Source organism: Agrobacterium tumefaciens (assembly GCF_013318015.2).
Lineage (GTDB): Bacteria > Pseudomonadota > Alphaproteobacteria > Rhizobiales > Rhizobiaceae > Agrobacterium > Agrobacterium tumefaciens.
Genome location: NZ_CP115842.1, coordinates 1,999,576 through 2,022,379, shown reverse-complemented (window position 1 = coordinate 2,022,379; position 22,804 = coordinate 1,999,576). Strand labels below are relative to the sequence as shown.

Here is a 22,804-nt window from a genome sequence, read left to right as displayed (position 1 = left end):
GGCCGGGAAGACGTGAACTTCATTTCGCGCATGCCTTGCCTTCCCACAAAGGACAACCCTATATAGGAGGCGCAAGAAGGGATGTTCGAATGCAGGGTACAGAGATAGCAACGCTCATAAACCGCGTCGGCATGGGCGATCGCTCGGCATTCGTTTCCCTCTATCAAGCCACCAGCCCGAAGCTTTATGCCATCTGCCTGAAAATCCTGCGTGACAGGACCGAAGCCGAAGAAGCGCTTCAGGAAGTCTATATCAAGATCTGGCAAAGAGCCCTCACATTTGCAGCAAGCGCCGGCACACCGTCGACGTGGCTCGCCGCAATCGCCCGCAACCATGCGATCGATACGATCAGGGCGCGCAAACCCGTGGGCGACGACATTGACGAAGCCTATGACCTTGCCGATGACAGCATCCGCAATCCGGAGCAGCAGGTCGTTCTGGCCGATGAGGGTCGCAGGATCGACAATTGCATGCAGGAACTTGAAACGGTTCATGCGCAGGCGGTGCGTCGTGCCTATATCGAAGGGCTGAGCTATATCGAACTCGCCAAAGAATTGCGGGTGCCACTCAACACGGTCAGAACCTGGCTGCGGCGAAGCCTTCTCAAACTCAGAGAGTGCATGCAGCGATGACAACGAGCGAAAACAGCGAGGGCATGCATTCGCGCGACGAAATCCTCGCTGGCGAATATGTGCTCGGCGTGCTGCCGTTTGAAAAGCGTCGTGAGGTCGAGCGGCGCATGCAGGACGACAGGGTCTTCGCGCAGCTGGTCCACCGTTGGGAAAGCGAATTTTCAGACTTCAACGTGGATTACGAAGAACAGGCGCCGAGTGCGGCCATTCTCGCCCGCATTGAAGAACGCCTGTTCGGCAGCAAGACCAGCAACGCCAATGGCAGCCTGTGGAGTTCCGCATCCTTCTGGCGATGGATATCTGTCGCCACGAGCGCGGCTGCCGTGGCAGCGATCGTTTACGCCGCATTTCCCGAAAAATGGCAGGGCACAGCTCCGCTGGTAGCCGAACTTTCGACAACGGACAGTCAGGTCAACCTGCTTGCATCCTATGATGCAGAGACCGGCAGGATGCACATTATACCGGTTGCGACCGGCAAGGCCGATGAGAAATCACTGGAACTGTGGCTTGTGATGGATGGCGGCAAGACCCGCTCGCTCGGTGTCTTCCAGCCCGGAACGAATGGCGATCTCATTATCCCGGCGGATATGCGTAACAACATTTCGGAAGGCACGACCTTCGCGATCAGCGTGGAACCCTTCGGTGGATCACCAACTGGTCAGGCAACCGGCCCTGTTATCGCAATCGGTACCGCAAGAAGGCAGCTTTAAGGCGTCACGCCTTCATGCGCTTTTGCCAACTGCTGAAACATGATTTCAGTCTGCGCACCGTTTAGTGGTTGCGCAATCATCGAGCATTGCAAGCGCGTTCTTTATTGCGGCACCGGAGGCGGTATTGTCGAAAACGCACCAGGATTCGGCGGAAAGGCGTTTTCTAAACGAGAGGATTTCGGCGGCGCTGTAGTCGGAATAATAAATCCGGGGAGCGCCGTGGAGCCGGACATATTTGGGCGGCTCGGAGAAATCACTGGCCGGCCAGACCGGTGCAGGATCGGCCAGCACACGATCAATGGCATAGCGTTGCAGAACCTCTTGCGCTGAATGCGTAGCCCAACTTGTGTGACGCGGTTCGAGTACGAGCATGCCGGAAAAGGTCTGACGCATAGCGTCTAACGCGGCCTCCGCGTCGGAGACATCAAATGTGAGATTGGGTGGCAACTGGCACAATAAGGGTCCAAGCTTGCCATCCAGCGCCGCAAGTTCCCCAACAAATGCCTTGAAGACTTGTCCGATTTCCCGCAACCGGCGCTCATGCGTGATCTCGCGCGGCAGCTTCACGGCGAAGCGGAAGTCATCGGGCACCGAATTTGCCCAACGCTCGAACGTCGTTGGCCGGTGGTGGCGATAAAAGGTGGAGTTGATCTCGACGCCGTTGAATACGGCAGCATATCGGCTAAGCCCACTTCCCGTTTCGGGAAAACGGTGCGCCACAGTCTTGGGGATCGACCATCCAGCTGTTGCAATGACCGGCACTTTCACCTGCCCCGAGGCTATCAAAGAGAAGGCCGGCACATGCCGACCTTCCCTGTTTCTAACGCTTAGCGTCTGTAACGCAGACGTTCCTGTTCGATTTCAGTGGGCTCATAAGGATCGAGCGTGTCGTCAAACCGTGACCAACCGTCTTCGGCATAGGCCGCGCGCCGCTTGTCCGGATCAACCCAGTTGGACTGGCGCAGGACTTCTTCGGCGTCCGTGTAAAGGCTGTCCTCGACCTTCGCGGTCACGAGCGTGCCACCCCGGCGAACGCCTTCTGCGTAAACATGGGCATGGTCTTCGGAAACGCCGGCGTCCGTCAGCGCGCCGATAAGGCCGCCGGCGGCGCCGCCTGCGACGGCACCGGCAACAGCGCCTGCCGCCGTCGCGGCAAGCCAGCCTGCCGCAACCACCGGTCCGACGCCGGGAATTGCCATGATGCCAAGGCCTGTCAACAGGCCGCCAACACCACCGACAGCAGCGCCGATGCCGGCACCCGTGCCTGCGCCTTCAGCAGCTTTTGAATCATTGCCATGGCGTTCGTCTGCATTGTTGGAAACAATGCTGATATCTTTAGACGGGACGCCGCGTTGTTCCAGTGCAGTAACGGCGGCGCTGGCATCGGAGTAGTCGTCGAAAAGTCCGGTAACGGTCTTCATAGGATTCTCCCAAAGATTGAACTAGTTAGCGACAATATTGCCCTGATAGTCGAGCGCCACGTTTACAGACTTGCCGTCCTTCGAGGCCTTGGCCTGCCACACGCCCTTGTCGTTGAGCGTAAGACCGGTCACTTCGGCATATCCGGCGTCCATAAGGCGTTTATTCGCCTGTTCCTCGGTAAAGCTGTTTGCGCCTTCCACAGGCGCAGTCGCATTCTTGGTGTCTGGCGTAGCGACGGCAGGCTTGCTGCCATCGGTGGCTGGAGCGGTGGACGTCTGAGCGAAGGCGCCAAGGGTCGACGCGCCGAGAAGCGCGGCGGCTAAAAGAAGCTTTTTCATGATTTTTCCTCGTTGTAGCCTTCAGTGCAGGCTCGACAGGGAAACAACATGTCGGGCCTCATGGTTCCGCCAATCTGAAAATAGAATTTGCAGACCTTGCAGTTCCATCATCGTCGAAACGCCACAGAACTATCTCTGCCGGATGAGGAACGTCCGCCTATTCAACCGGTTACTGGCATCGCTGCGATGCCACCGCAGACCGGAGTGTGAATTCTTTTCCGGGAGCAGGAACATCGTCTCCACTCAGGGGTTGTCCAGTTACATCATTCAAAGTTGATCGGATTCCCACATGCCTGCGGAAACTACATTGCATGACCTGTTCCTCGATACGCTCAAGGACATCTGTCTCGCCGAACAACAAGTGCTGAAGGCTCTGCCGAGGACCGTGCGGGGACCCTTCCAAGCTTAGGCCGCCTTTTAGGGCGGCTTTTTCATTTCCGGGTCGGATAGGCCCCTTCCAATTCAGGAGCCACACCATGGCCAAGACCACCTCCACATCACCAAGCGACAAGACCGAAACCGTGACGATCCATGACCAGAAGCTGGAGCGCGGTGCTGGCGGCGAGCTGCATCAGACAGCCGAAAACGACGCGCCGGTGCTGACGACCGCTCAAGGGGGGCCGGTCGCGGACGACCAGAATTCTCTAAGGGTCGGGCCGCGTGGTCCGCTCGTCGTTGATGATTTCCATTTCCGCGAAAAGATCTTCCATTTCGACCATGAGCGCATTCCCGAGCGCGTCGTGCATGCTCGCGGTTACGGCGCGCATGGCTTCTTCGAAACTTACGAGTCCTTCTCCGCATACACAAAGGCGGATTTCCTGCAGCGCGCCGGGGAAAAGACACCAGCCTTCGTCCGTTTCTCGACGGTTGCGGGCAACAAGGGCTCAGCTGACCTTGCGCGCGACGTGCGCGGTTTCGCAGTGAAGCTCTATACACAGGAAGGCAACTGGGATCTCGTCGGCAATAATATTCCTGTCTTCTTTATTCAGGACGCCATCAAGTTTCCCGACCTGATCCACGCCGCCAAGCAGGAACCTGACCGGGCTTTTCCGCAGGCGCAGACGGCCCATGACAATTTCTGGGACTTCATCAGCCTGACGCCGGAAAGCATGCACATGGTCATGTGGGCCATGTCGGATCGTACGATACCGCGGTCTTTCCGCTTTATGGAGGGTTTCGGCGTTCATACCTTCCGTCTGGTCAATGCCAAGGATGAATCGACCTTCGTCAAGTTCCACTGGAAGCCGAAGCTCGGTCTTCAATCGGTCGCCTGGAACGAGGCGGTCAAGATCAATGGCGCCGATCCCGATTTCCATCGCCGCGATCTGTGGCAGGCGATCCAGTCCGGCAATTTCCCGGAATGGGAATTGCAGGTGCAGCTCTTCGATCAGGAGTTTGCCGACAGCTTCGATTTCGACGTGCTCGATCCGACAAAGATCATCCCCGAGGAAATCCTGAAGCCGCAGCCGGTCGGACGACTGGTACTCGACCGTATGCCCGACAACTTCTTTGCCGAGACCGAGCAAGTTGCGTTCATGACGCAGAACGTGCCACCGGGTATCGACTTCAGCAATGATCCGCTGTTGCAGGGCCGCAACTTTTCCTATCTCGACACCCAGCTGAAACGCCTTGGTGGGCCAAACTTCACCCATCTGCCGATCAATGCACCGAAGTGTCCCTTCGCGCATTTCCAGCAGGATGGCCACATGGCCATGCGCAATCCTGTTGGCAGGGTGAATTACCAGCCGAACTCGTTCGGTGAAGGCCCGAGAGAGTCGCCGAGCCGGGGGTATCGTCATTTTCCGGCAGAAGAACAGGGGATCAAGGCGCGGCTGCGCCCCGAGAGCTTTGCCGACCACTACAGCCAGGCACGGCAATTCTACATCAGCCAGACCCCGCCAGAACAGCGTCATATCGCGGCAGCCCTGACATTTGAACTGAGCAAGGTGGAAACAGCCGTGATCCGCGAACGCATGGTGTCGCATCTCATGAACATCGACGAGACGCTGGCAAACACCGTCGCGCAGAAGCTGGGTTTCAAGTCCATGCCGAAGCCGGCGGACGCGGCCATGCCGACACGTCAGGATCTGGAACCCTCGCCGGCGCTCAGCATCGTCGAGCGTGGTCCGAAACGCTTCGAAGGCCGCAAGCTTGGTATACTCGTCACCGATGGTGTCGACGCCAAATTGCTGAACGGCCTGATGTCGGCGATTACCAAGGAAAAAGCTGTCTGCGAATTGATAGCCCCGAAGGTCGGTGGCGTCACCGCCTCAGACGGGAGCTGGATTGCGGCCCATCACATGATCGACGGCGGGCCATCGGTTCTCTTCGATGCAGTTGCACTGTTGACTTCTGCCGAGGGGATAGACGATCTGGTCAACGAGGCGACGGCGCGTGACTTCGTGGCCGATGCTTTCCAGCACTGCAAGTTCATCGGTTACGACCAGTCCGCGCTGCCATTGCTGGAAAAGGCCGGTATCGCAGGCGATCTTGACGAGGGCACGATTATCCTCCCAGGTGAGGAAGGCCTCGCTGGCTTCGTGTCGAACCTTGGCAAGCTGCGTGTCTGGGGACGGGAACCTTCCGTAAAACTCGGCAAGGCGTCACCGCCGGTAAAGTGAAATCACAGGCGGGCGCGGCTACAATGCCGCGCCTTGATGACGCACGATCGCCCGCCCGAGGGCGTGAAAGCGTTTCAGCGTGAACAACATCAAGATGGCTCATAAAGGATGTACTGAATGAAGATTCGCGCCGGGTTCGATATTGCTTATGAATGCGAGAATGAGACGGCGATGCTGCTTGTTCTCAATCTCCACCCCAGCCGGCGCGCAGATCTGCTCACCGAACAGGTGCTGACCTTCGACAGGCCGATCGAGGCCTGGGGTTATATGGATATCTTCGGGAATGCCTGCAGCCGCATAACCGCACCGCCAGGCGTGACGACGATCTCGACGCGGTTTGACATATATGACGGCGGCCTGCCAGATCCCGTTCCTGAAAACGCTTTCCAGCACGATATCAAGGATTTACCAGACGATGTTCTAGTGTTCCTGCTAGGCAGCCGTTACTGCGATACCGACCGCCTGGCAGACTTCGCTTGGAAAAACTTCTCGGCAACACCGCTCGGCTGGCCCCGTGTGCAGGCGATCCTCGATTTTGTGCATTCCCATATTGTCTTCAACTACGAGAAAGCCGATCCGCTCAGGACGGCATATGGCGGCTTCATCGACCGGACCGGGGTTTGCCGCGATTTCGCACATCTTGCGATCACACTCTGCCGTTGCATGAATATCCCCGCTCGCTATTGCACTGGCTATCTCGGTGATATCGGCGTGCCGAAGGACCCCAATCCGATGGATTTCAGCGCCTGGTTCGAGGTCTATCTCAGCGGCCGCTGGTATACGGTCGATGCCCGTCACAACAGGCCCCGCATCGGACGCATCTTGATGGCGACAGGACGAGATGCGACGGACGTCGCCCTGTCCACCGCCTTCGGGCCGGCTATCCTGAAGCGGTTCGAAGTCATTACGGAAGAACTGGCCGGATAGCGACGGGTAGCGTCAAGACGCTCAGGTCTCGCTCAACCTAGACCGACGCGACCTGAATGACCTCGGGAGCGGAGCCGTACGTCGACTTGTTCTGACGGTGAAAGGCGATGAATTCATCGGCTGGAAGCGGCCCCTGTTGAAGTTCAGTCCCGGTGCGATTACGATGCGAAAACAAAGCGTTCCAGTTTGCCGAGCGTCTGCTGACCCAGTTCGATAGCCCCAAAACCCTTCGCGTCCTGGAACTCGGCTTCCGTGCTGAACACCATGCCGAGCACGACCTTCGTCGCGCCGTCCTGATCCTCGAACGAAGCCCAGGCGTCGGCATGTTTCGGCCCATTTTCGCCCCAGAGCAGCGTGTAGCCGATCCTCTCTTCAGGCCTGACCTCGATATATCGATGATGGTTCGGGAAGACAGTGCCGTCAGGTCCGATCATGTCGAACACCCACTCGCCGCCGGTTCGCAGATCGATCCTCTTCGTGCGACACGAAAACCCTTCCGGTCCCCACCATTGCGGCAGCGTCTCGGAATTCATCCAGGCCTTCCAGACGACGTTGCGCGGCGCCCTTATCGTTCGCTCCAGCACCATTGTCCGTTTGGCCACCTCGGTCAGATTGTTAAGACCAGCACCGAAGCCCTGCCGGTAACCCGCCTGCATATCCGCAGCCAAGGAGGAAAGCTGCACGGTTACGACAACGCGACTGCCCTGCTCCGTCGCCGAAAAATCAGCGGTCACCAGCGCCGCAGACTGCGTCACGTCACCGGACGACACCACCTCGTAATTGACGCTGCGCAAGGCTGGCTGCAATTCCAGCCACCCGCATTCGCAGCGAATATCAGGCTGCCCATCGACCTTGCAGAGCGAAACTTCGCGTCCGCCGACTCTGGTATCGGCTTCCAGAAACTCTACGGTCACGGCGGGCGTGGGCGCTGCCCAGACAGCCCGCGCGGCAGGCGACGTCCACACTTGCCAGAGGACCGACAATGGAACAGCGATCACCCTTTCGAAGCTCAGTGTTGCAAAGCGGCCATCGCCAAGATGGGGTTCAGCACGGGTGCCGTCCTGATTGAGTTTCGACATCATTCCGTGCGCTCCTTCGCAGCCTGCATTGCAAATGCCTCCAACCGGTCGAGCCGGCTCTCCCAAATGGCTCGCTGTTCATCAAGCCATGTCCGCACCGGCTCCAGAGCCTCGGGCACGATAGCGCAGGTGCGCACCCGCCCATCCTTGGAGGTGCGGATAAGTCCCGCCTCCTCCAGTACCGACAGATGCCGCATCACGGTCGGCAGACGCAGCCCCGTGGGAGCGGACAATTCCATGACGCGGGCAGGCCCTTGCGCGAGCTTCGTTAGAATAGACCGGCGCGTCGGATCGGCCAGAGCCTGAAAGATCAGCGATAGTTCGGGCGAATGCTTAGTCATATTGCTAACTATCATGCAGTACGGCTCTAACGCAAGGAAAACTTCGTCGATTAGCTAAGTGTTTGACCGCGAGCATTTGTTGGCCGCCGCGCAAAAGAAAAACGCCGGAGCATTGCCCCGGCGTTTCATTTTTTAAGCCACCAGACCCTTGGTCAGTTCCAGCGCCTGCCGCTCGAACAGCCGGCGATAGATGCCGTCGTTCAGACGGATCAGCGCCTGGTGGTCGCCCTCTTCGACAATCTTGCCCTTGTCGAACACAAGCAGACGGTCAAGCGCCCGCACGGTGGAAAGCCGGTGCGCAATGACCAGCGTGGTGCGGCCATCCATCAGGCGTTCCATGGCCTCCTGGATCTGCACTTCGCTTTCGCTGTCGAGGCTCGATGTCGCCTCGTCCAGAATCAGCACCGGTGCATCCGCGAGGAAGGCACGGGCAATGGCGACACGCTGCCGCTCCCCGCCAGACAATTTAACGCCGCGCTCACCCACCATCGTCTCATAGCCCTTGGGAAGGGACATGATGAAGTCATGGGCGCTTGCCTGCCTCGCCGCCTGCTCGATCTGACGCCGCGAGGCGCTCGGCCGGCCATAGGCGATGTTTTCCGCCAGCGTGCGGTGGAACAGGATGGGTTCCTGCTGCACGATGGCGATCTGGCTGCGCAGGTTTGCCTGCCTGGCCTTGGCGATGTCCTGGCCGTCAATGCGGATCGAGCCGGAATTCACATCGTAAAGCCGCTGGATAAGCTTGACGAATGTCGTCTTTCCCGACCCCGAATGCCCGACCAGCCCCACACGCTCACCCGACCTGATGGTGACTGAAAAGTCCTCATAGAGCGGGCTGGGATGCGCGCCATATTGAAAAGTGACGTTGTCAAAAACGATTTCGCCCTTCTCTATCCTGATCGGCCTGGCATCCGGCCTGTCTTCGACACCCAAAGGCATCTTGTCGAGCAACACCAACTCTTCCATGTCGTTGACGGCACGTTGCAGGTTACGGATGTGTTGACCGACATCACGCAGATAGCCCTGCAGGACGAAGAACATCGCCAGCACGAAGGTGATGTCGCCCGGCGTCGCCAGTCCCTGCTGCCACATGACAAGGCCTGTTCCCAGAATACCGGCCTGCATGGACACCATCATGAAGCCCTGGATCGTGCCGTTCAGCGTGCCGCGTTTCCATGTCCTTCGCGTACGGTTGTCCCATTTGGCCAGCACATGGCGCAACCGCGCCTCTTCGCGGGTCTCGGCGCCAAAAGCCTTGACCACCGAATTGCAGCTGACGGCATCTGCCAGCGCGCCACCAAGCTTGGTATCCCAGGCGTTTGCAAGTCTTGCCGCCGGCGATACGAAGCCCATGGAGAGCAACACGGTGACGCCGACATAGATCAGCGACCCCGTGCCCACGATCAAGCCCATGATCGGCCAGTAACTACCCAGCACGACGGTTGCGCCCACCAGCATGACGATGGAGGGCAACAGGGCGATAAGAAGCACGTCATTGAGTGAATCAAGCGCCCACATGCCACGCGTGATCTTGCGAACCGTGGAACCGGCAAAGCTGTTGGCGTGCCAGTCGGTTGAGAACCGCTGCACCCGGTAGAAACCGTTATTCGCCACATCCGCCATGGTTTTCAGCGTCAGCCTGATGATGCCGGTAAACACGAACCAGCGCAGGACTACGCTGGTCAAGCCCAGCGCCACGACGACGACAAAGGCGCGCAGCGCCCGGTCAGCCCCGTTGCCCCCGGCAATGGCATCGACGATCTGGCCGGAGAAAACCGGCACCATGACTTCGGCCAGCGTGCTGGCAATCACCAGCACCACAATAAGGCCCACCAATGCCCACCGGTGGGTCCAATGGTGGAAAACAAAGCCGAGCACATGGTGATAGGCATCGGCGCGGAAATCGAGCTTCTTGCGAGACATTTTAACCAGCACGGCGCCATGCGTTCGGCAACCGGTCCTCAAAAACGGAAGTTGGATGGCACAGCCCGGGCGGAAAACAAAAATGATCCCGTCAGATCAATCGGGCTATGAAGGAAAACAAAACCGCATGTGGGGCGCGCTCGGGGCGGGCCACGAATGGAAATGACCTAGTGTCGGTTCATTCCACGCGGGAGGAACTTGATGAATGATGATGTCATGCAACGCCTCCCTATGTTCGATCTGACGCGGTGAGAAATTTGTACCTGAGCTGTTCGCCGTTGCCAACCGGGTAATTGCAACCTTATGGCAAGTGATGCGAAAACGACACATCAGCTGGTGTGACGGCAACGAACGTGGCCGATGCCAATGAAAGCTTCGGCCACGGTTTTTGCGTGGTGGCGCTTCCCGCCGCACCCAGGCTCCGGTGCGCGGCGAGAACATATCTGGTCAATCCATCTGGACGTTTGCGTTCTTGACGACCGGTTCCCATTTGGCGATTTCGGCTGCAACGTGGCTTTTCAGCTCATCGGGCGAAGAGCCGACGATCTTGGCGCTGAATTCGGCCATGCGGGCCGCCACACCCGGATCGGCAAGCGCTTTCTTGGCCGCCGCATTCAGTGTGTCCACCACATCGGCCGGCGTGCCGGCAGGCGCAAACAGCGCGTTCCACGTGTAGGTTTCATAACCGGGTACGGTTTCGGCAATGGTCGGCAGATCCGGGAATGATGACGCCCGCTCGGCGGTCGTTACGCCAAGCGCCCGCAATGTGCCGGATTTGATGTGGCCGGACGACGACGGCAGATTGTCGAACATGATCGAAATCTGGTTGCCAAGAAGATCGTTGAGCGCGGGGCCGGCACCTTTATAGGGAACGTGCTGCATGCTCACACCGGTCATGCTCTTGAACAATTCCCCTGAAAGATGCAGCGGCGTGCCATTGCCGGACGAGGCATAGGCATATTTGTCGGGTTCGGCCTTCAGAAGCGCGATCAATTCCGCGACGCTGTTGACGTTCAGCTTCGGATTGACAACAAGCACATTGGGAACCACGACCAGAAGCGAGACCGGGGCAAAATCCTTTTGCGGATCGTAAGGCTTTGTCTTGAGAATGAGCGGGTTCAAGGCATGGGTAGCAACGGTGCCCATCAGGATCGTGTAACCGTCAGGCTCTGCGCGTGCGACACGGTCGGCACCGAGATTACCGCCTGCACCGGCAACATTTTCAACGACGATCTGGTGACCAAGCTCATCACCCATTTTCTGTGCGATGACGCGCGCAACCACATCGGTTGAGCCACCTGCCGCAAAGGGAACGACCAGCGTAATCGTTCGATCAGGAAAACCCTGCGCGCTCGCCGTCAGTCCCATCATGCAAAAAGAAGCAGCCGTAGCCGCAAGTTTCAACACCATCCGCCGTTTCAAAGACCGGTAATTCATGAACCCTCCTGTAGAATGGCCTCCCCGCCATCAGCGCATAGTAGCTCAAATGGACTTGAGAGCAAGCAACCGGCATCGCAAACCATGCGCGAAGGCCACGCGACACGCCTGCCCTGCAACGCTTGGCGGAACCGCGCGTTATATCGGGCACAAAGCATTGAAATACCGGGGGCAACATGGACGACAGCGTAAACATTCCCAAGATCAACCGGCTCGTGTTGCAAAACCTCGTAGCGGGCCTCAGCGACGGGTTGATCCTGCTCGAAAACGACGGAACGATTGCCTGGGCCAACAAGGCCGCCCTTCAGATGCACCGTATAGAAGCGATGCCTGAGCTTGGGGAGGATGCCGCTGCCTATCGGCGAAATTTCACGCTTCGATACCGCAACAACCACCTGCTCGACGAGGGGCAATATCCGCTTGAACGGCTTCTGGCGGGCGAGACCTTCGAAGATGTGACGGTAGAGATATCGCCAAGCGGCGATGAAGCGGAATGCTGGGTCCACACGGTGCGCGGGCTCGTTCTTGAAGATGCTGGCGCAAAACCGGATGTTCTGGTCCTGATCATCCGGGACGAAACGCCGCGTTTTGAGGCGGAGGCGCGCTTCGAGAGCGCCTTCAATGCAAATCCGGCGCCGGGGCTGATATGCCGGCTGGAGGACAAGCGTTTCATCCGCGTCAATCAGGGTTTTCTTGAGATGACCGGGTTCAGCCGTGAAGAGATCATCGGCATCAGTGTCGAGGAACTCGGACTGTTTTCCGAGTGCGACACAGGCGAGGACGCCCTGAAAAAGCTGGAGGATGGCCGGCTCATCCGTCAGCGCGAGGCGCTCATTCCCATCCCCGGCGGCGACAGGCTGGTCATCGTGGCCGGCGAAACGATCGCCGTTGCCGAAGAACCGTGCATGCTGTTCACCTTCGCCGATCTGGACGGCCGCCGCAAAGCCCAGAACGCTCTGCGACAGAGCGAGGAGCGCTTCTTCAAGTCCTTTCGCCTGTCGCCTGTCCCGGCAGCGATTTCGAGGCTGGACGACTTCGTGCTGATGGAAGTCAATGACGCGTTTCTGGTGCTGTGCGGACGCAACGAGGCCGAAGTCGTGGGCAAGACGGCCAGCGAATTGCGGCTGTGGGAGGACGCGGGCGCGCGCCGCGATCTCGAAAAGCGGCTGAAGGAAAACATCCCCATCCGCGATGAGAACATGCGCATGAATCTTTCCGGTGGCGGTTTGGCCGAATGCATCGTTTCCGCCGAACGCGCCGAGATCAACGATCAGCTCTGTGTCATCTGGGCGATACAGGACGTGACTGAGCGGCGTAGAACCGAGAACGAACTGATTGAAGCGATCGAAAGCGTCATGACCGATACATCCTGGTTCAGCCGGACGGTTGTCGAGCGGCTGGCGGGGCTGCGTCAAAACTCCCGCGGCACAACGTCTTCAGCCTCCCTCAAGGATCTCACCGAGCGCGAGGAGCAAATCCTGTCACTGATCTGCGATGGATGCAGCGACAAGGAAATGAGCGACAGGCTGAACCTGTCCAAGCATACGATCCGCAACCATATCGCCTCACTCTACGGCAAGATCGGCGTCAACCGCCGTACCGCCGCCGTGATCTGGGCACGTGAGCGCGGTTTTACCGGCCATAGGGAAAAATAACCGCAGCCGAACGCGAAAATAGGTCAGTTTGTACCAGTTCAACTAGTAGCTATTGCTCTGCAAACTGTGATTTTCCCGAACTACCTTACCATCATGCCGTTACCAACAGCGGCACCCTCTAACGATGGAAGGAGTTCGTCATGGACAATAACCGTATCGAAGGTATCGCCCGTCAAGCCAAGGGCACAATCAAGGAAGCAGCTGGCAAGATCACCGGCAACGACAAGCTTCAGGCAGAAGGCAAGGCCGAGAAACTGGCTGGCCAGGCGCAGGAGAAGCTCGGACAGGCAAAGGACGCCGTCAACAAAGTTCTCAAGTGAACCACCTATGTTCAAGGCAGGAGGTTTCACGATGATGCTCTCGTGCGATGCAAACCAGGTGTCAAGCTGCGATCCCCAGGAGATCAGCCTGTGCGCCGCGTTGCAAGCCGTGATCGCCTATGCGGACGGGCAGGAAAAAAGCTCGATTTCCGTCACCTCCGTGGAGGGCCGTATCGTGCTCTCCGGAGAGGTGGAAACACTCTCTGCCTTCGAACATGCGGTCATCATCGCAGAATGTTTCGCGTCGCGGCCCATCATCGCCGATCTGGCGATACGGCAGCGGCCTTGCACCTATCTGGAGACGCCGTCCCGGCGCATCCATCTAGCGAATAACAACAGGAGTGAAAAACAATGAAGACATTCGTTCTCGCAACCGCGATTGCAACCCTGGCCCTTGCCCCGATTGCTTCAGCCGAAACGAAGCACAATGCAAAGCGCCCCATGGAAACCGCGCAGAAGGAACGCGTCGGCACCCTGTCGTGCGAAATTGCCGGCGGCGTCGGCCTTGTGGTCGGCTCCAGCAAGAGCGTGGCCTGCGAGTTTCGCCAGCGCTCCGGCAAGACCGAGCGTTATACCGGCACGATCGGCAAGCTCGGTCTCGACATCGGCGTAACCGGCAAGACCTATATGAGCTGGATCGTGCTGAACACCGCAGCCAGCCGCGTGGGTGACGGTGCGTTGAGCGGCAACTATGTTGGTGCCTCCGCTGCCGCATCGGTCGGCGTGGGCTTGGGCGCCAATGCACTGATCGGCGGCAATGCCAAGAACTTCGCGCTTCAGCCGCTCAGCGCCGAAGTCGGCACCGGCGTTAACATCGCTGCGGGTGTCTCGCGTCTGCAGTTGAAGCGTGCGGGCTAAACCTTAAAAAAACAGGCGGCGCGGGCTCGGGACGGTTATCGTCTTCGAGCCCGCGCCGTCTGGCGCAGATCAGGCCCCAATATCAGGGTTTGGGGTGAGGCATGATCTCACCCATCGGGCCGTCGCCTTTTGGCCCGCGCATCATATCCTCTTTAGGACCATGATGCGGCGGACGGCCTGCCGGTCCAAGTGCCTCGATAGTGCCATCCTGACGGACGACATAGCTTGCCCGCAGGACACCCCTGTCGAAACGGCCCTGAACGCTGACCGCTTCATCGACAGTCACGACCTTCCCATTGTCGCCCTCGGGGCCGGTATCGATGAGTGCGCGGCCGCTATCATCCTGAACAATGAACTTGTTGCCGAAAATCTCGGCGACCTTGCCCTTCAGGGTCACGAGATTCCCTTCCTTGACGGTGGAAATGGCAACGGGCGTCATCGGCGCCATCTCGGGTGTCGGGCGTGTCAGCTTCACCGCACCGGCTCCGGCAGCTGCCCCAACGGCCAGCATGGCAACGGCCGCAAAGGCGAAAGCTCCGGTTTTACGGCGATGTTTCCGGTGCGGCGGCACGGGAGTGTCAGAAGTGGCCTTCGGTGCTGCGATTTCGTTATTCTCTTCAGAGTGGGACATGGTGGTCTCCTGTTTGATTGACAGGGCCTTTTTACCTGCCTGGCACCACCAGCAGCCTGAACCTTGTGGTTCAGGTTGAGTTAAGCCTTCCGGGCCTAGTTAAAACACCGCCCACGAAACCGAAACGGCAGGACCATGCGCATACTTCTCGTTGAAGACGATACCGATCTTTCCCGGCGCATCGCAACCAGCCTGCGGGCGGAAAATTTTGTCGTCGACATCGCGCAGAATGGCGAGGATGCCGAACATGCCGGACTTACCGAACTTTACGACGTGGCCGTTCTCGATCTGGGATTACCGAAAATCGATGGCGTATCGGTTCTGAAATCATGGCGGGCGGCGCAGCGGAACCTTCCCGTGCTCGTTTTGACCGCGCGTGACGGATGGCCGGACAAGGTGGCGAGTTTCAAAGCGGGAGCAGACGATTTTCTCACCAAGCCGTTCAAGGTAGAAGAACTGGTGCTGCGGCTGCGTGCACTCGTTCGCCGCGCCACCGGCCACGCCGCCTCCGCCATCACCTGCGGTTCGCTCATCTTCGATGCGCAGCTCGGAACCTTCGAACAGGACGGCTTGCCGCTGAAGCTGACCGCGCTGGAGTGGCGGGTCCTCTCCTGCCTCATCCTGCGCAAGGAAGTGGTGGTCGACCGCCGCGAACTTATCGAACGGGTCTATGAGGGCGATGCGGAAGTGGATTCCAATTCCATCGAAGTGATCATTGCCCGCCTGCGACGCAAGATCGGTGCCGGGCATATAGAGACCGTTCGCGGGCGCGGTTACATGCTGAAGGCAGAGCCATGAGGGAGTTTTCGGCCATTCCGGGTTCGTCGATCTCGCGCCGCCTCACGGTTTTTTCCGTGGTTTTCGTCACCGCGACCGTGATCGTCGCCTCCATCATACTCTATCTCATCGTTGCCGCCGTGGTGCGTGAACAGATCGACCAACGGCTCGACACGCAGATAGAGGGATTGCGGAGCGCGCTCTCCGGCAGCGCAAGCGGCGGCGTGACACTCAACGCCGCGCTGGACGGCCCGCCATTCGACAGGCGCGGCTCCGGCTGGTACTGGCAGATCACCGGCGAGGGTGTAGCTATCGTCTCTCGGTCGCTCGCGGGGCAAACCATAACCAACCCGCCCTCCCCGTTCGAATGGCGCAAAATGATGGGCCACGGCCCTCGTCCCGGCGCGAATGCCGATTTTCACGGCGAGAAGCTCTATCTCAGATCCATTCAAACCATGGTTGGACAGCGCCTCGTCGAAATCACTGCCACTGCGCCGCAATTCGCGCTGGTTGCACCCGCCCGAAGCGCGCTTCTGTGGTTGATACCTGCCATGACCCTCTTGGGCGCGAGCCTCGTCGGCGGTATTTTCCTGCAGGTCAGATATGGTCTGCGACCACTGCGGCAACTCACCGCCGATATTTCCTCGATTTCGGCAGGCACACTCGACAGGTTGCCGGAGGCGGATGTCGAGGAACTGCGTCCCGCCTCGGGCGAAATCAACCGTCTCGTGGAGCAGAATAGCGAGAGGCTTGCGGAAACACGTCTGCACTTTGCAAATCTCGCCCATGGTCTGAAAACTCCCGTGACAAGCCTCTACCTTGCGCTCAACGAAACCAACGACCCGGACCGCGAAATGCGTGCGCTGGTGGACAGGATCGACCAGCGCATCCGCCACCATCTGGCTAGAGCCCGCAAGACCGCGGCAGGCGGCACGGCCACGGTGACCGCCCTCAAACCGAGGATAGACGATATCGTTGATATCATGTCGCGTATTCATGCCGACCGGGGGATTGTCGCTACAGTCGATGTGGACCCCGAGTTGCTATTTCAGGTCACCCCTGAGGATCTGGACGAGATCGTTGGCAATATCATCGACAACGCATTCAAATGGGCAAAAAGCGCGGTTCGTATTTCCGCGAAAAAGACCGGACGCGACGTCTGGATCGTGATCTCGGACAATGGACCTGGCATCGAGGACAACCGTATTTCGGAGGCTTTCCAGCCGGGCAGACGCATGGACGAGACCGTTCCGGGTGACGGCTTCGGTCTTACCATCGTCAAGGAACTTGTGGAGCTTCATGGCGGCAGCATCAGGCTGGAGCGCGGCGAAAATGGCGGGCTTACCTGTTCGCTGGCCCTGCCGGCAGGATCTTGAGGAAAGCCCGCCTTTCCCTTTGTTGACCCTGCTGCGCAGCAGCGGTAGATACAGGTTTCGAAGCAGGGAGATTTATGCGCAGAGGTTGAAAATCTGACCGCCCATCGCGGTTTCAGCCGGCTCTGAAAACGGAGCTGACCCTTTGGCATGTCTAATTCTGCGGAATTTCCATGAATATCAAATCTATCGACATCCGGCCGTTTGACGCGGCAGCGGATACGCAAATCCTGTCACGCATCTGGCTCGATGCCTCGCTGCTGGCGCATCCCTTTATCGGCACGCAGCGTTTGCGCGAGCAGCAAAGGCTGATCGAAGATACCTATCTGCCGCTATCGGAGACTTTCGTCGCGGCGCAGGCCGGCGACCCTGTTGGCTTCATCAGCCTGCTCGACAGTTTCATCGGAGGCCTGTTCGTCGCACCGGCACAACATGGCAAGGGTATCGGGCGCAGGCTCATCGCCCACGCGCTTGATCTCAAGGGTGAATTGTCGCTTGAGGTCTATACCGCCAATGAGCAGGCGATGCGGTTTTACCGTTCGCTTGGCTTCCTTGAAGTCTCGCGCAGGTCGACTGACGATGACGGCCTGCCCTTCGAGAATGCCCGCCTGTCACTCAAGGCCTGAAAACAAATCCGGGCAGCCACAGGGCTGCCCGGACGATCTGATGTTTGTTGCAATCAGCCAAACAGCACAAGGCTGCTTTTGACCGTGACCCACACGCCCCAGAGAAGTGGTATGCCGACGGCTGCCCAGGCGAGTGCGGCCTTGGCGTCCAAACCACCCCTGCCGATACCGAAGGAACCGGTGGGCCCTGCATTGGCAGCTGCAGTCTTGGCCTGAAGTGTCGCAACCTCCGCATCCGACATGAACCATTTCTCCGGCAGCGGTCGGACAAACGCGTTGGCGACGAGGCCGATCGCGAGCATCCCCGCCAGGATGTACATGGTGCTGGTATAGAGTGCGGGACCCGGCGCGACACCGGCCGCAATCTGTGCCTCGCGGATGTAGTTGACGACAACAGGCCCGGCGATACCCGCCGTTGCCCATGCCGTCAGCAGGCGGCCATGGATCGCGCCGACGAACTGCGTGCCGAATATGTCGGCAAGATAGGCGGGAATGGTTGCAAAGCCGCCGCCATACATCGACAGGATGATGCCGAGGGCAAGAACGAAGAACGCCTTGGAACCCATCGTTGCCAGCGTCGGGGCAAGCGCATAAAGAATGATGCCAAGCACGAAGAAGCAGAAGTAAGTGTTCTTGCGGCCGATTTTGTCGGACATGGAAGCCCAGAAGAAGCGGCCACCGATGTTAAACAGCGACAGCAGGCCCGTGAACCCGGCCGCGATGGCGGCGATCGATGCTTTCTGCTCGATGTTGAGGTCCGCAAAACCAACGCCGGGCAGACCGATCAACGAACCCGCGAAAATCTCCTGCAACATTGGCGATGCCATGCCGATCACGCCGATACCCGCTGACACGTTGAGGCACAGAACCGCCCAGATGAGCCAGAACTGCTTCGTCTTGTGCGCATCACGCAGATGAACGTGACGATTGGTGATCATTGCACTTTTGGCCGCCGGGGCCGTCCAGCCTTCCGGACGCCAGCCCGCCGGTGGAATGCGGTAACCGAAGGCACCCGCCATCATGAAGACGAAATAGATCAATGCCATGACGACGAACGTTTGCCAGACACCGACTGATGTATCCGTCTTGAAGGTATTCATGAGCAGATTGGCAAGCGGTGCGCCGATCATAGCGCCGCCGCCGAAGCCCATGATGGCCATGCCGGTTGCCATGCCGCGCCGGTCCGGAAACCATTTGATCAATGTCGAGACCGGCGAGATGTAACCGAGACCAAGACCAACGCCGCCGATGACACCTGCCCCGACCCACATCAGCCAGAGCTGATGCGTCATCACGCCAATCGCTGCAACCAGAATGCCGCCGCACCAGCAGCAGGCGGAAACGAAGCCGGCCTTGCGCGGTCCGACCCTTTCCAACCAACCGCCCCAGATCGCCGCCGAGCATCCGAGCAAGACGAAGAAGAGCGTATAGATCCAGCCAAGATCGGCCACACGCCAGTTGCACTCCGTGGTGAACAGTGCCCCGACAAGGGTAAGGCTGGAGCAACTGGGGTCCGTTGCCGGCAATGCCTTGGACAGCGGCAGCCAGAAGACGCTGAAGCCGTAGGCCATGCCGATACACAAGTGAATGGCCAAAGCCGCCGGCGGTACCAGCCAGCGGTTGAAGCCGGGTTTTGCTATGATCCGTTCGCGGTCTAGAACCCCGGCTTGCACCGGCCCTCCCGCAGATACGCCTGCTACTGCCATCGACACTACCTCCCTCGTGAATGTCTGGACAACCATGATACGCCCGCATTGGCCGCATCGACCGGGCGTTACCGAGAACGCCGGATGTCCCCCATCCGGCAATACCTGTTTGCGGCGTGTTACCGTCTGGCTTTACGTGGTTTCGGGAATGCTCGGTTCGGACAAGGACTCGCCCGCAGCAACGCCCTTGCCCTCCGGCGTTCCCGTGGCATCCTTGCCAAGCCCGACCGCATCGGCGGCGGGCACCCCCGGCCTCTTGATCTTGAGCGCTGCTGCGAGCACCAGCGGCAAAAACTCCCCGGCACCGGCATCAACCATCTCGAAAAACCGTTTGCGCATACGGGGTTCCCAGAATTTGTTAATGTGGGTGGCGACCCCCTCAACGCGGATATCCTCCGGCTGGGAAAGGAAAAAAGTCGCGATCTGGTTCGCCATTCTCACCAGTTTTTCGTCGGTGTGATTAAGCAACATGGCTGTTTCCCCGCGCCGCCTCACGGACGACGTTCACGTTTTCAAAAGGCCGGGATTGCCCCGGCCCCGATTATTCGGCCGCCTCGAGCTTGCCTGCGATCCGCCGCGAACGGCGGCTGAGCGCGTCATATCCTTCCTGCCATTCGGTCGGCCCGTTCGAGGGCGAGACCTGAACCGCAGTTACCTTGTATTCCGGACAGTTCGTCGCCCAGTCGGAGTAGTCGGTGGTGATGACGTTTGCCTGCGTGCCCGGATGGTGGAAGGTGGTATAGACCACCCCCGGCGCAACGCGATCGGTGATCAGCGCCCGTAGCGTCGTATCGCCCGAGCGGCTGGCGAGCTTGATCCAGTCACCATCCTTGACGCCACGCTGTTCGGCATCATGCGGATGGATTTCGAGACGATCCTCCTCATGCCAGACGACGTTTTCGGTGCGCCGTGTCTGCGCGCCGACATTGTACTGCGACAGAATGCGGCCGGTGGTGAGCAGCAGCGGAAAGCGCGGGCCGGTACGCTCGTCCGTCGCCACATATTCGGTGCGGATGAACTTGCCCTTGCCGCGCACGAACCCGTCCACATGCATGATCGGCGAGCCTTCCGGGAATTTTTCGTTACACGGCCACTGCACCGAGCCTCTGCTCTCCAGATAGTCATAGGAAACGCCGGCAAAGCTCGGCGTCGTGGCGGCGATTTCATCCATGATCTGCGACGGGTGCGTATAGTTCCAGTTCAGCCCCATGGCCTGAGCCAGCTTCTGGGTGACCTCCCAATCCGAATAGCCGTTTTTCGGCGACATGACCTTGCGCACACGATTGATGCGGCGTTCGGCATTGGTGAACGTGCCATCCTTTTCGAGGAAGGTGGAACCCGGCAGGAAGACATGCGCGTAGTTCGCCGTCTCGTTCAGGAACAGGTCGTGCACGACAACACATTCCATCGCGGCAAGACCGGCTGAAACATGCTTGGTGTCCGGGTCCGACTGGAGAATGTCTTCGCCCTGAATGTAGATGCCCTTGAAACTGCCATCGACGGCTGCATCCAGCATGTTGGGGATGCGCAGCCCCGGCTCGTTGTTGAGGGTAACGCCCCAGAGCTTTTCGAATATTTCCCGGGTGGCATCGTCGGATATATGACGATAACCGGGAAGCTCATGCGGGAAAGACCCCATGTCGCAGGAACCCTGCACATTGTTCTGGCCGCGCAACGGATTGACGCCGACACCGGGGCGACCAATGTTGCCGGTCGCCATGGCAAGATTGGCAATCGCCATGACGGTCGTGGAACCCTGGCTGTGTTCGGTAACGCCAAGCCCATAATAGATTGCGCCATTGCCGCCCTTGGCAAACAGCCTGGCGGCACCGCGCAGCTCCTCGGCGGGTACGCCGGTAAAGCTTTCGGTTTCCTCCGGGCCATGCTGCGGTTCGGCCACGAAGGCGGCCCAGTCCTCAAATTCCGACCAGTCGCAACGCTCGCGGATGAAGGCCTCGTCGAACAAACCTTCGGTGACGATGACATGGGCAAGGGCCGTCAGCACAGCAACATTCGTCCCGGGCTTCAGCGGCAAATGGAACGACGCCTCCACATGCGGCGTGCGAACGAGATCGATGCGGCGCGGATCGATGACGATCAGCTTGGCGCCCTGGCGCAGCCGCTTCTTCAAGCGTGAGCCGAACACCGGGTGCCCGTCCGTCGGGTTGGCGCCGATGACGAGGACAACATCAGAATGTTCGACGGAATCGAAATTCTGCGTTCCGGCAGAGGTGCCGAACGCCTGCCCCAACCCGTAACCTGTCGGCGAATGACAGACGCGGGCGCAGGTATCGACATTGTTGTTGCCGAAACCGGCGCGGATGAGCTTCTGGACCAGAAACGTCTCTTCATTGGTGCAGCGGGAAGAGGTGATGCCGCCGATGGATTCGCGGCCATAGGTTCCCTGAATGCGCTGGAATTCGGAGGCGACATGGGCAAACGCCTCGTCCCACGTCACTTCGCGCCACGGGTCGCTGATCTTTTCACGGACCATCGGGTTGAGAATGCGGTCGCGGTGGCTGGCATACCCATAAGCGAAGCGACCCTTGACGCAGGAATGGCCACGGTTTGCCTGACCGTCCTTCCACGGCACCATGCGAACCAGCTCTTCGCCACGCATTTCCGCCTTGAACGAACAGCCGACACCGCAATAAGCGCAGGTGGTGACCAGCGAATGTTCGGGCTGGCCGATGTCGATCACCGATTTTTCAGTCAGCGTCGCCGTCGGACAGGCCTGCACGCAGGCGCCGCAGGAAACGCATTCGGAATCAAGAAATGCCTCGTGGGCGCCGGGCGAAACACGGCTTTCAAAGCCGCGCCCTTCGATCGTCAATGCGAACGTTCCCTGCACTTCCTCACAGGCGCGCACGCAGCGGGAACAGACGATGCACTTCGACGGATCGTAGGTGAAATACGGGTTGCTCTCGTCCTTTGGCATCCAGTTGGCGTTGAGGTCGCCATCGCCGGCACGGGCCTTCACATGGTTGTCGCCATCATAGCCGTAACGCACGTCACGCAGGCCGACGGCGCCGGCCATATCCTGCAATTCGCAATCGCCATTTGCGGCGCAGGTGAGACAGTCGAGCGGATGGTCGGAGATATAAAGCTCCATCACACCCTTGCGGATCTGCTTCAGGCGTTCCGTCTGGGTGTGGACGACAAGACCGGCCGCCACTGGCGTGGTGCAGGAGGCGGGGGTGCCATTGCGGCCCTCCACCTCGATGAGACAGAGGCGACAGGAACCGAAGGCATCGACCATATCGGTGGCGCAGAGTTTGGGAACATCGATGCCCGCTTCTCTCGAAGCACGCATGATGGACGTTCCCGCCGGCACGGTGATCTCGCGGCCGTCTATCGTTAGCGTGACCATCTCTGTCGAGGTGGATTTTGGTGTTCCGTAGTCGATTTCAGATATAAGGGCCATGGTC

22 protein-coding genes and 1 pseudogene are annotated in these 22,804 nt (G+C 59.2%); 12 read left to right on the top strand and 11 right to left on the bottom strand.

Features of this window, described 5'->3' with window-relative positions; all coding sequences use genetic code 11:
* The first annotated feature begins 89 nt into the window (after positions 1 to 89).
* Positions 90 to 632, top strand: a complete 543-nt coding sequence (locus G6L97_RS22615; RefSeq protein ID WP_004431393.1) for a sigma-70 family RNA polymerase sigma factor — start codon at positions 90 to 92, stop codon at positions 630 to 632.
* The gene (locus tag G6L97_RS22610; RefSeq protein ID WP_004431391.1) at positions 629 to 1,342 is read left to right on the top strand and encodes an anti-sigma factor; all 714 of its coding nucleotides are present in this window, start codon (positions 629 to 631) and stop codon (positions 1,340 to 1,342) included. The genes G6L97_RS22615 and G6L97_RS22610 overlap by 4 nt, the downstream gene beginning before the upstream one ends.
* Positions 1,343 to 1,387: 45 nt before the next feature.
* On the opposite strand, the gene G6L97_RS22605 is transcribed toward G6L97_RS22610, so the two are convergent.
* The 3 genes from G6L97_RS22605 to G6L97_RS22595 form a co-directional block, all read right to left on the bottom strand.
* Positions 1,388 to 2,104, bottom strand: coding sequence for a DUF72 domain-containing protein (locus G6L97_RS22605; RefSeq protein ID WP_111801997.1), 717 nt, complete (start codon positions 2,102 to 2,104; stop codon positions 1,388 to 1,390).
* A 65-nt stretch (positions 2,105 to 2,169) separates the two neighbouring features.
* Positions 2,170 to 2,763 (bottom strand): general stress protein, encoded by a 594-nt coding sequence (locus tag G6L97_RS22600; protein WP_019566741.1) that lies wholly within the window; start codon positions 2,761 to 2,763, stop codon positions 2,170 to 2,172.
* 21 nt (positions 2,764 to 2,784) lie between these two features.
* Positions 2,785 to 3,102, bottom strand: coding sequence for a PepSY domain-containing protein (locus G6L97_RS22595; protein WP_111796632.1), 318 nt, complete (start codon positions 3,100 to 3,102; stop codon positions 2,785 to 2,787).
* A 289-nt stretch (positions 3,103 to 3,391) separates the two neighbouring features.
* Here G6L97_RS22595 and G6L97_RS28160 point away from each other — a divergent pair.
* From G6L97_RS28160 to G6L97_RS22585, 3 genes and pseudogenes are all read left to right on the top strand, one after another.
* Positions 3,392 to 3,493, top strand: a pseudogene (locus G6L97_RS28160) (DUF892 family protein); the annotation flags it as partial.
* An 85-nt stretch (positions 3,494 to 3,578) separates the two neighbouring features.
* Positions 3,579 to 5,723, top strand: a complete 2,145-nt coding sequence (gene katE, locus G6L97_RS22590; protein ID WP_065661927.1) for a catalase — start codon at positions 3,579 to 3,581, stop codon at positions 5,721 to 5,723.
* 117 nt (positions 5,724 to 5,840) lie between these two features.
* On the top strand, positions 5,841 to 6,650 hold the full coding sequence (locus G6L97_RS22585) for a transglutaminase-like domain-containing protein (protein WP_004431379.1): 810 nt from the start codon (positions 5,841 to 5,843) through the stop codon (positions 6,648 to 6,650).
* Between the two features lie 158 nt (positions 6,651 to 6,808).
* On the opposite strand, the gene G6L97_RS22580 is transcribed toward G6L97_RS22585, so the two are convergent.
* From G6L97_RS22580 to G6L97_RS22565, 4 genes are all read right to left on the bottom strand, one after another.
* Entirely contained in the window at positions 6,809 to 7,732 is a 924-nt protein-coding gene (locus G6L97_RS22580) for an SRPBCC family protein (protein WP_035200431.1), read from the bottom strand.
* Positions 7,729 to 8,070, bottom strand: coding sequence for an ArsR/SmtB family transcription factor (locus G6L97_RS22575; protein WP_025594895.1), 342 nt, complete (start codon positions 8,068 to 8,070; stop codon positions 7,729 to 7,731). The genes G6L97_RS22580 and G6L97_RS22575 overlap by 4 nt, the downstream gene beginning before the upstream one ends.
* Positions 8,071 to 8,202: 132 nt before the next feature.
* Positions 8,203 to 9,993: an ABC transporter ATP-binding protein gene (locus tag G6L97_RS22570; protein WP_174003834.1), complete on the bottom strand. Its 1,791-nt coding sequence runs from the start codon at positions 9,991 to 9,993 to the stop codon at positions 8,203 to 8,205.
* Positions 9,994 to 10,440: 447 nt separating this feature from the next.
* Entirely contained in the window at positions 10,441 to 11,430 is a 990-nt protein-coding gene (locus G6L97_RS22565; protein ID WP_025594897.1) for a Bug family tripartite tricarboxylate transporter substrate binding protein, read from the bottom strand.
* Between the two features lie 176 nt (positions 11,431 to 11,606).
* Here G6L97_RS22565 and G6L97_RS22560 point away from each other — a divergent pair, with 176 nt between their 5' ends.
* The 4 genes from G6L97_RS22560 to G6L97_RS22545 all read left to right on the top strand — a co-directional run bounded on the left by G6L97_RS22560 (position 11,607) and on the right by G6L97_RS22545 (position 14,263).
* A complete protein-coding gene (locus G6L97_RS22560) occupies positions 11,607 to 13,085 on the top strand; it encodes a PAS domain S-box protein (protein ID WP_174003832.1) in 1,479 nt (492 codons plus the stop codon).
* A gap of 140 nt (positions 13,086 to 13,225) precedes the next feature.
* A complete protein-coding gene (locus tag G6L97_RS22555; protein WP_004431371.1) occupies positions 13,226 to 13,405 on the top strand; it encodes a CsbD family protein in 180 nt (59 codons plus the stop codon).
* A gap of 7 nt (positions 13,406 to 13,412) precedes the next feature.
* The gene (locus G6L97_RS22550) at positions 13,413 to 13,760 is read left to right on the top strand and encodes a BON domain-containing protein (protein ID WP_019566731.1); all 348 of its coding nucleotides are present in this window, start codon (positions 13,413 to 13,415) and stop codon (positions 13,758 to 13,760) included.
* Positions 13,757 to 14,263, top strand: coding sequence for a DUF992 domain-containing protein (locus G6L97_RS22545; RefSeq protein ID WP_004431368.1), 507 nt, complete (start codon positions 13,757 to 13,759; stop codon positions 14,261 to 14,263). Before G6L97_RS22550 ends, G6L97_RS22545 begins: the two co-directional genes overlap by 4 nt.
* A gap of 82 nt (positions 14,264 to 14,345) precedes the next feature.
* Here the strand turns inward: G6L97_RS22545 and G6L97_RS22540 are convergent, their stop codons facing one another.
* Positions 14,346 to 14,894 carry a hypothetical protein gene (locus G6L97_RS22540; RefSeq protein WP_173997836.1) on the bottom strand — a complete coding sequence of 183 codons (549 nt, stop codon included), beginning with the start codon at positions 14,892 to 14,894 and terminating at the stop codon, positions 14,346 to 14,348.
* Positions 14,895 to 15,029: 135 nt separating this feature from the next.
* Between G6L97_RS22540 and G6L97_RS22535 the strand changes: the two genes are divergently transcribed.
* The 3 genes from G6L97_RS22535 to G6L97_RS22525 all read left to right on the top strand — a co-directional run bounded on the left by G6L97_RS22535 (position 15,030) and on the right by G6L97_RS22525 (position 17,670).
* Complete coding sequence (locus G6L97_RS22535) at positions 15,030 to 15,692, top strand: response regulator transcription factor (protein ID WP_013761058.1); 663 nt, start codon at positions 15,030 to 15,032, stop codon at positions 15,690 to 15,692.
* Positions 15,689 to 17,047 carry a sensor histidine kinase gene (locus tag G6L97_RS22530; protein WP_035200425.1) on the top strand — a complete coding sequence of 453 codons (1,359 nt, stop codon included), beginning with the start codon at positions 15,689 to 15,691 and terminating at the stop codon, positions 17,045 to 17,047. Before G6L97_RS22535 ends, G6L97_RS22530 begins: the two co-directional genes overlap by 4 nt.
* A 170-nt stretch (positions 17,048 to 17,217) precedes the next feature.
* Positions 17,218 to 17,670, top strand: coding sequence for a GNAT family N-acetyltransferase (locus G6L97_RS22525; RefSeq protein ID WP_035200424.1), 453 nt, complete (start codon positions 17,218 to 17,220; stop codon positions 17,668 to 17,670).
* Positions 17,671 to 17,723: 53 nt separating this feature from the next.
* Here G6L97_RS22525 and G6L97_RS22520 read toward each other — a convergent pair whose 3' ends face one another.
* The 3 genes from G6L97_RS22520 to fdhF form a co-directional block, all read right to left on the bottom strand.
* On the bottom strand, positions 17,724 to 19,376 hold the full coding sequence (locus G6L97_RS22520) for an OFA family MFS transporter (RefSeq protein WP_035200423.1): 1,653 nt from the start codon (positions 19,374 to 19,376) through the stop codon (positions 17,724 to 17,726).
* A gap of 132 nt (positions 19,377 to 19,508) precedes the next feature.
* Positions 19,509 to 19,847: a formate dehydrogenase subunit delta gene (locus G6L97_RS22515; protein ID WP_019566726.1), complete on the bottom strand. Its 339-nt coding sequence runs from the start codon at positions 19,845 to 19,847 to the stop codon at positions 19,509 to 19,511.
* Between the two features lie 70 nt (positions 19,848 to 19,917).
* The gene (gene fdhF / locus G6L97_RS22510) at positions 19,918 to 22,800 is read right to left on the bottom strand and encodes a formate dehydrogenase subunit alpha (protein ID WP_065660325.1); all 2,883 of its coding nucleotides are present in this window, start codon (positions 22,798 to 22,800) and stop codon (positions 19,918 to 19,920) included.
* Positions 22,801 to 22,804: the final 4 nt, after the last annotated feature.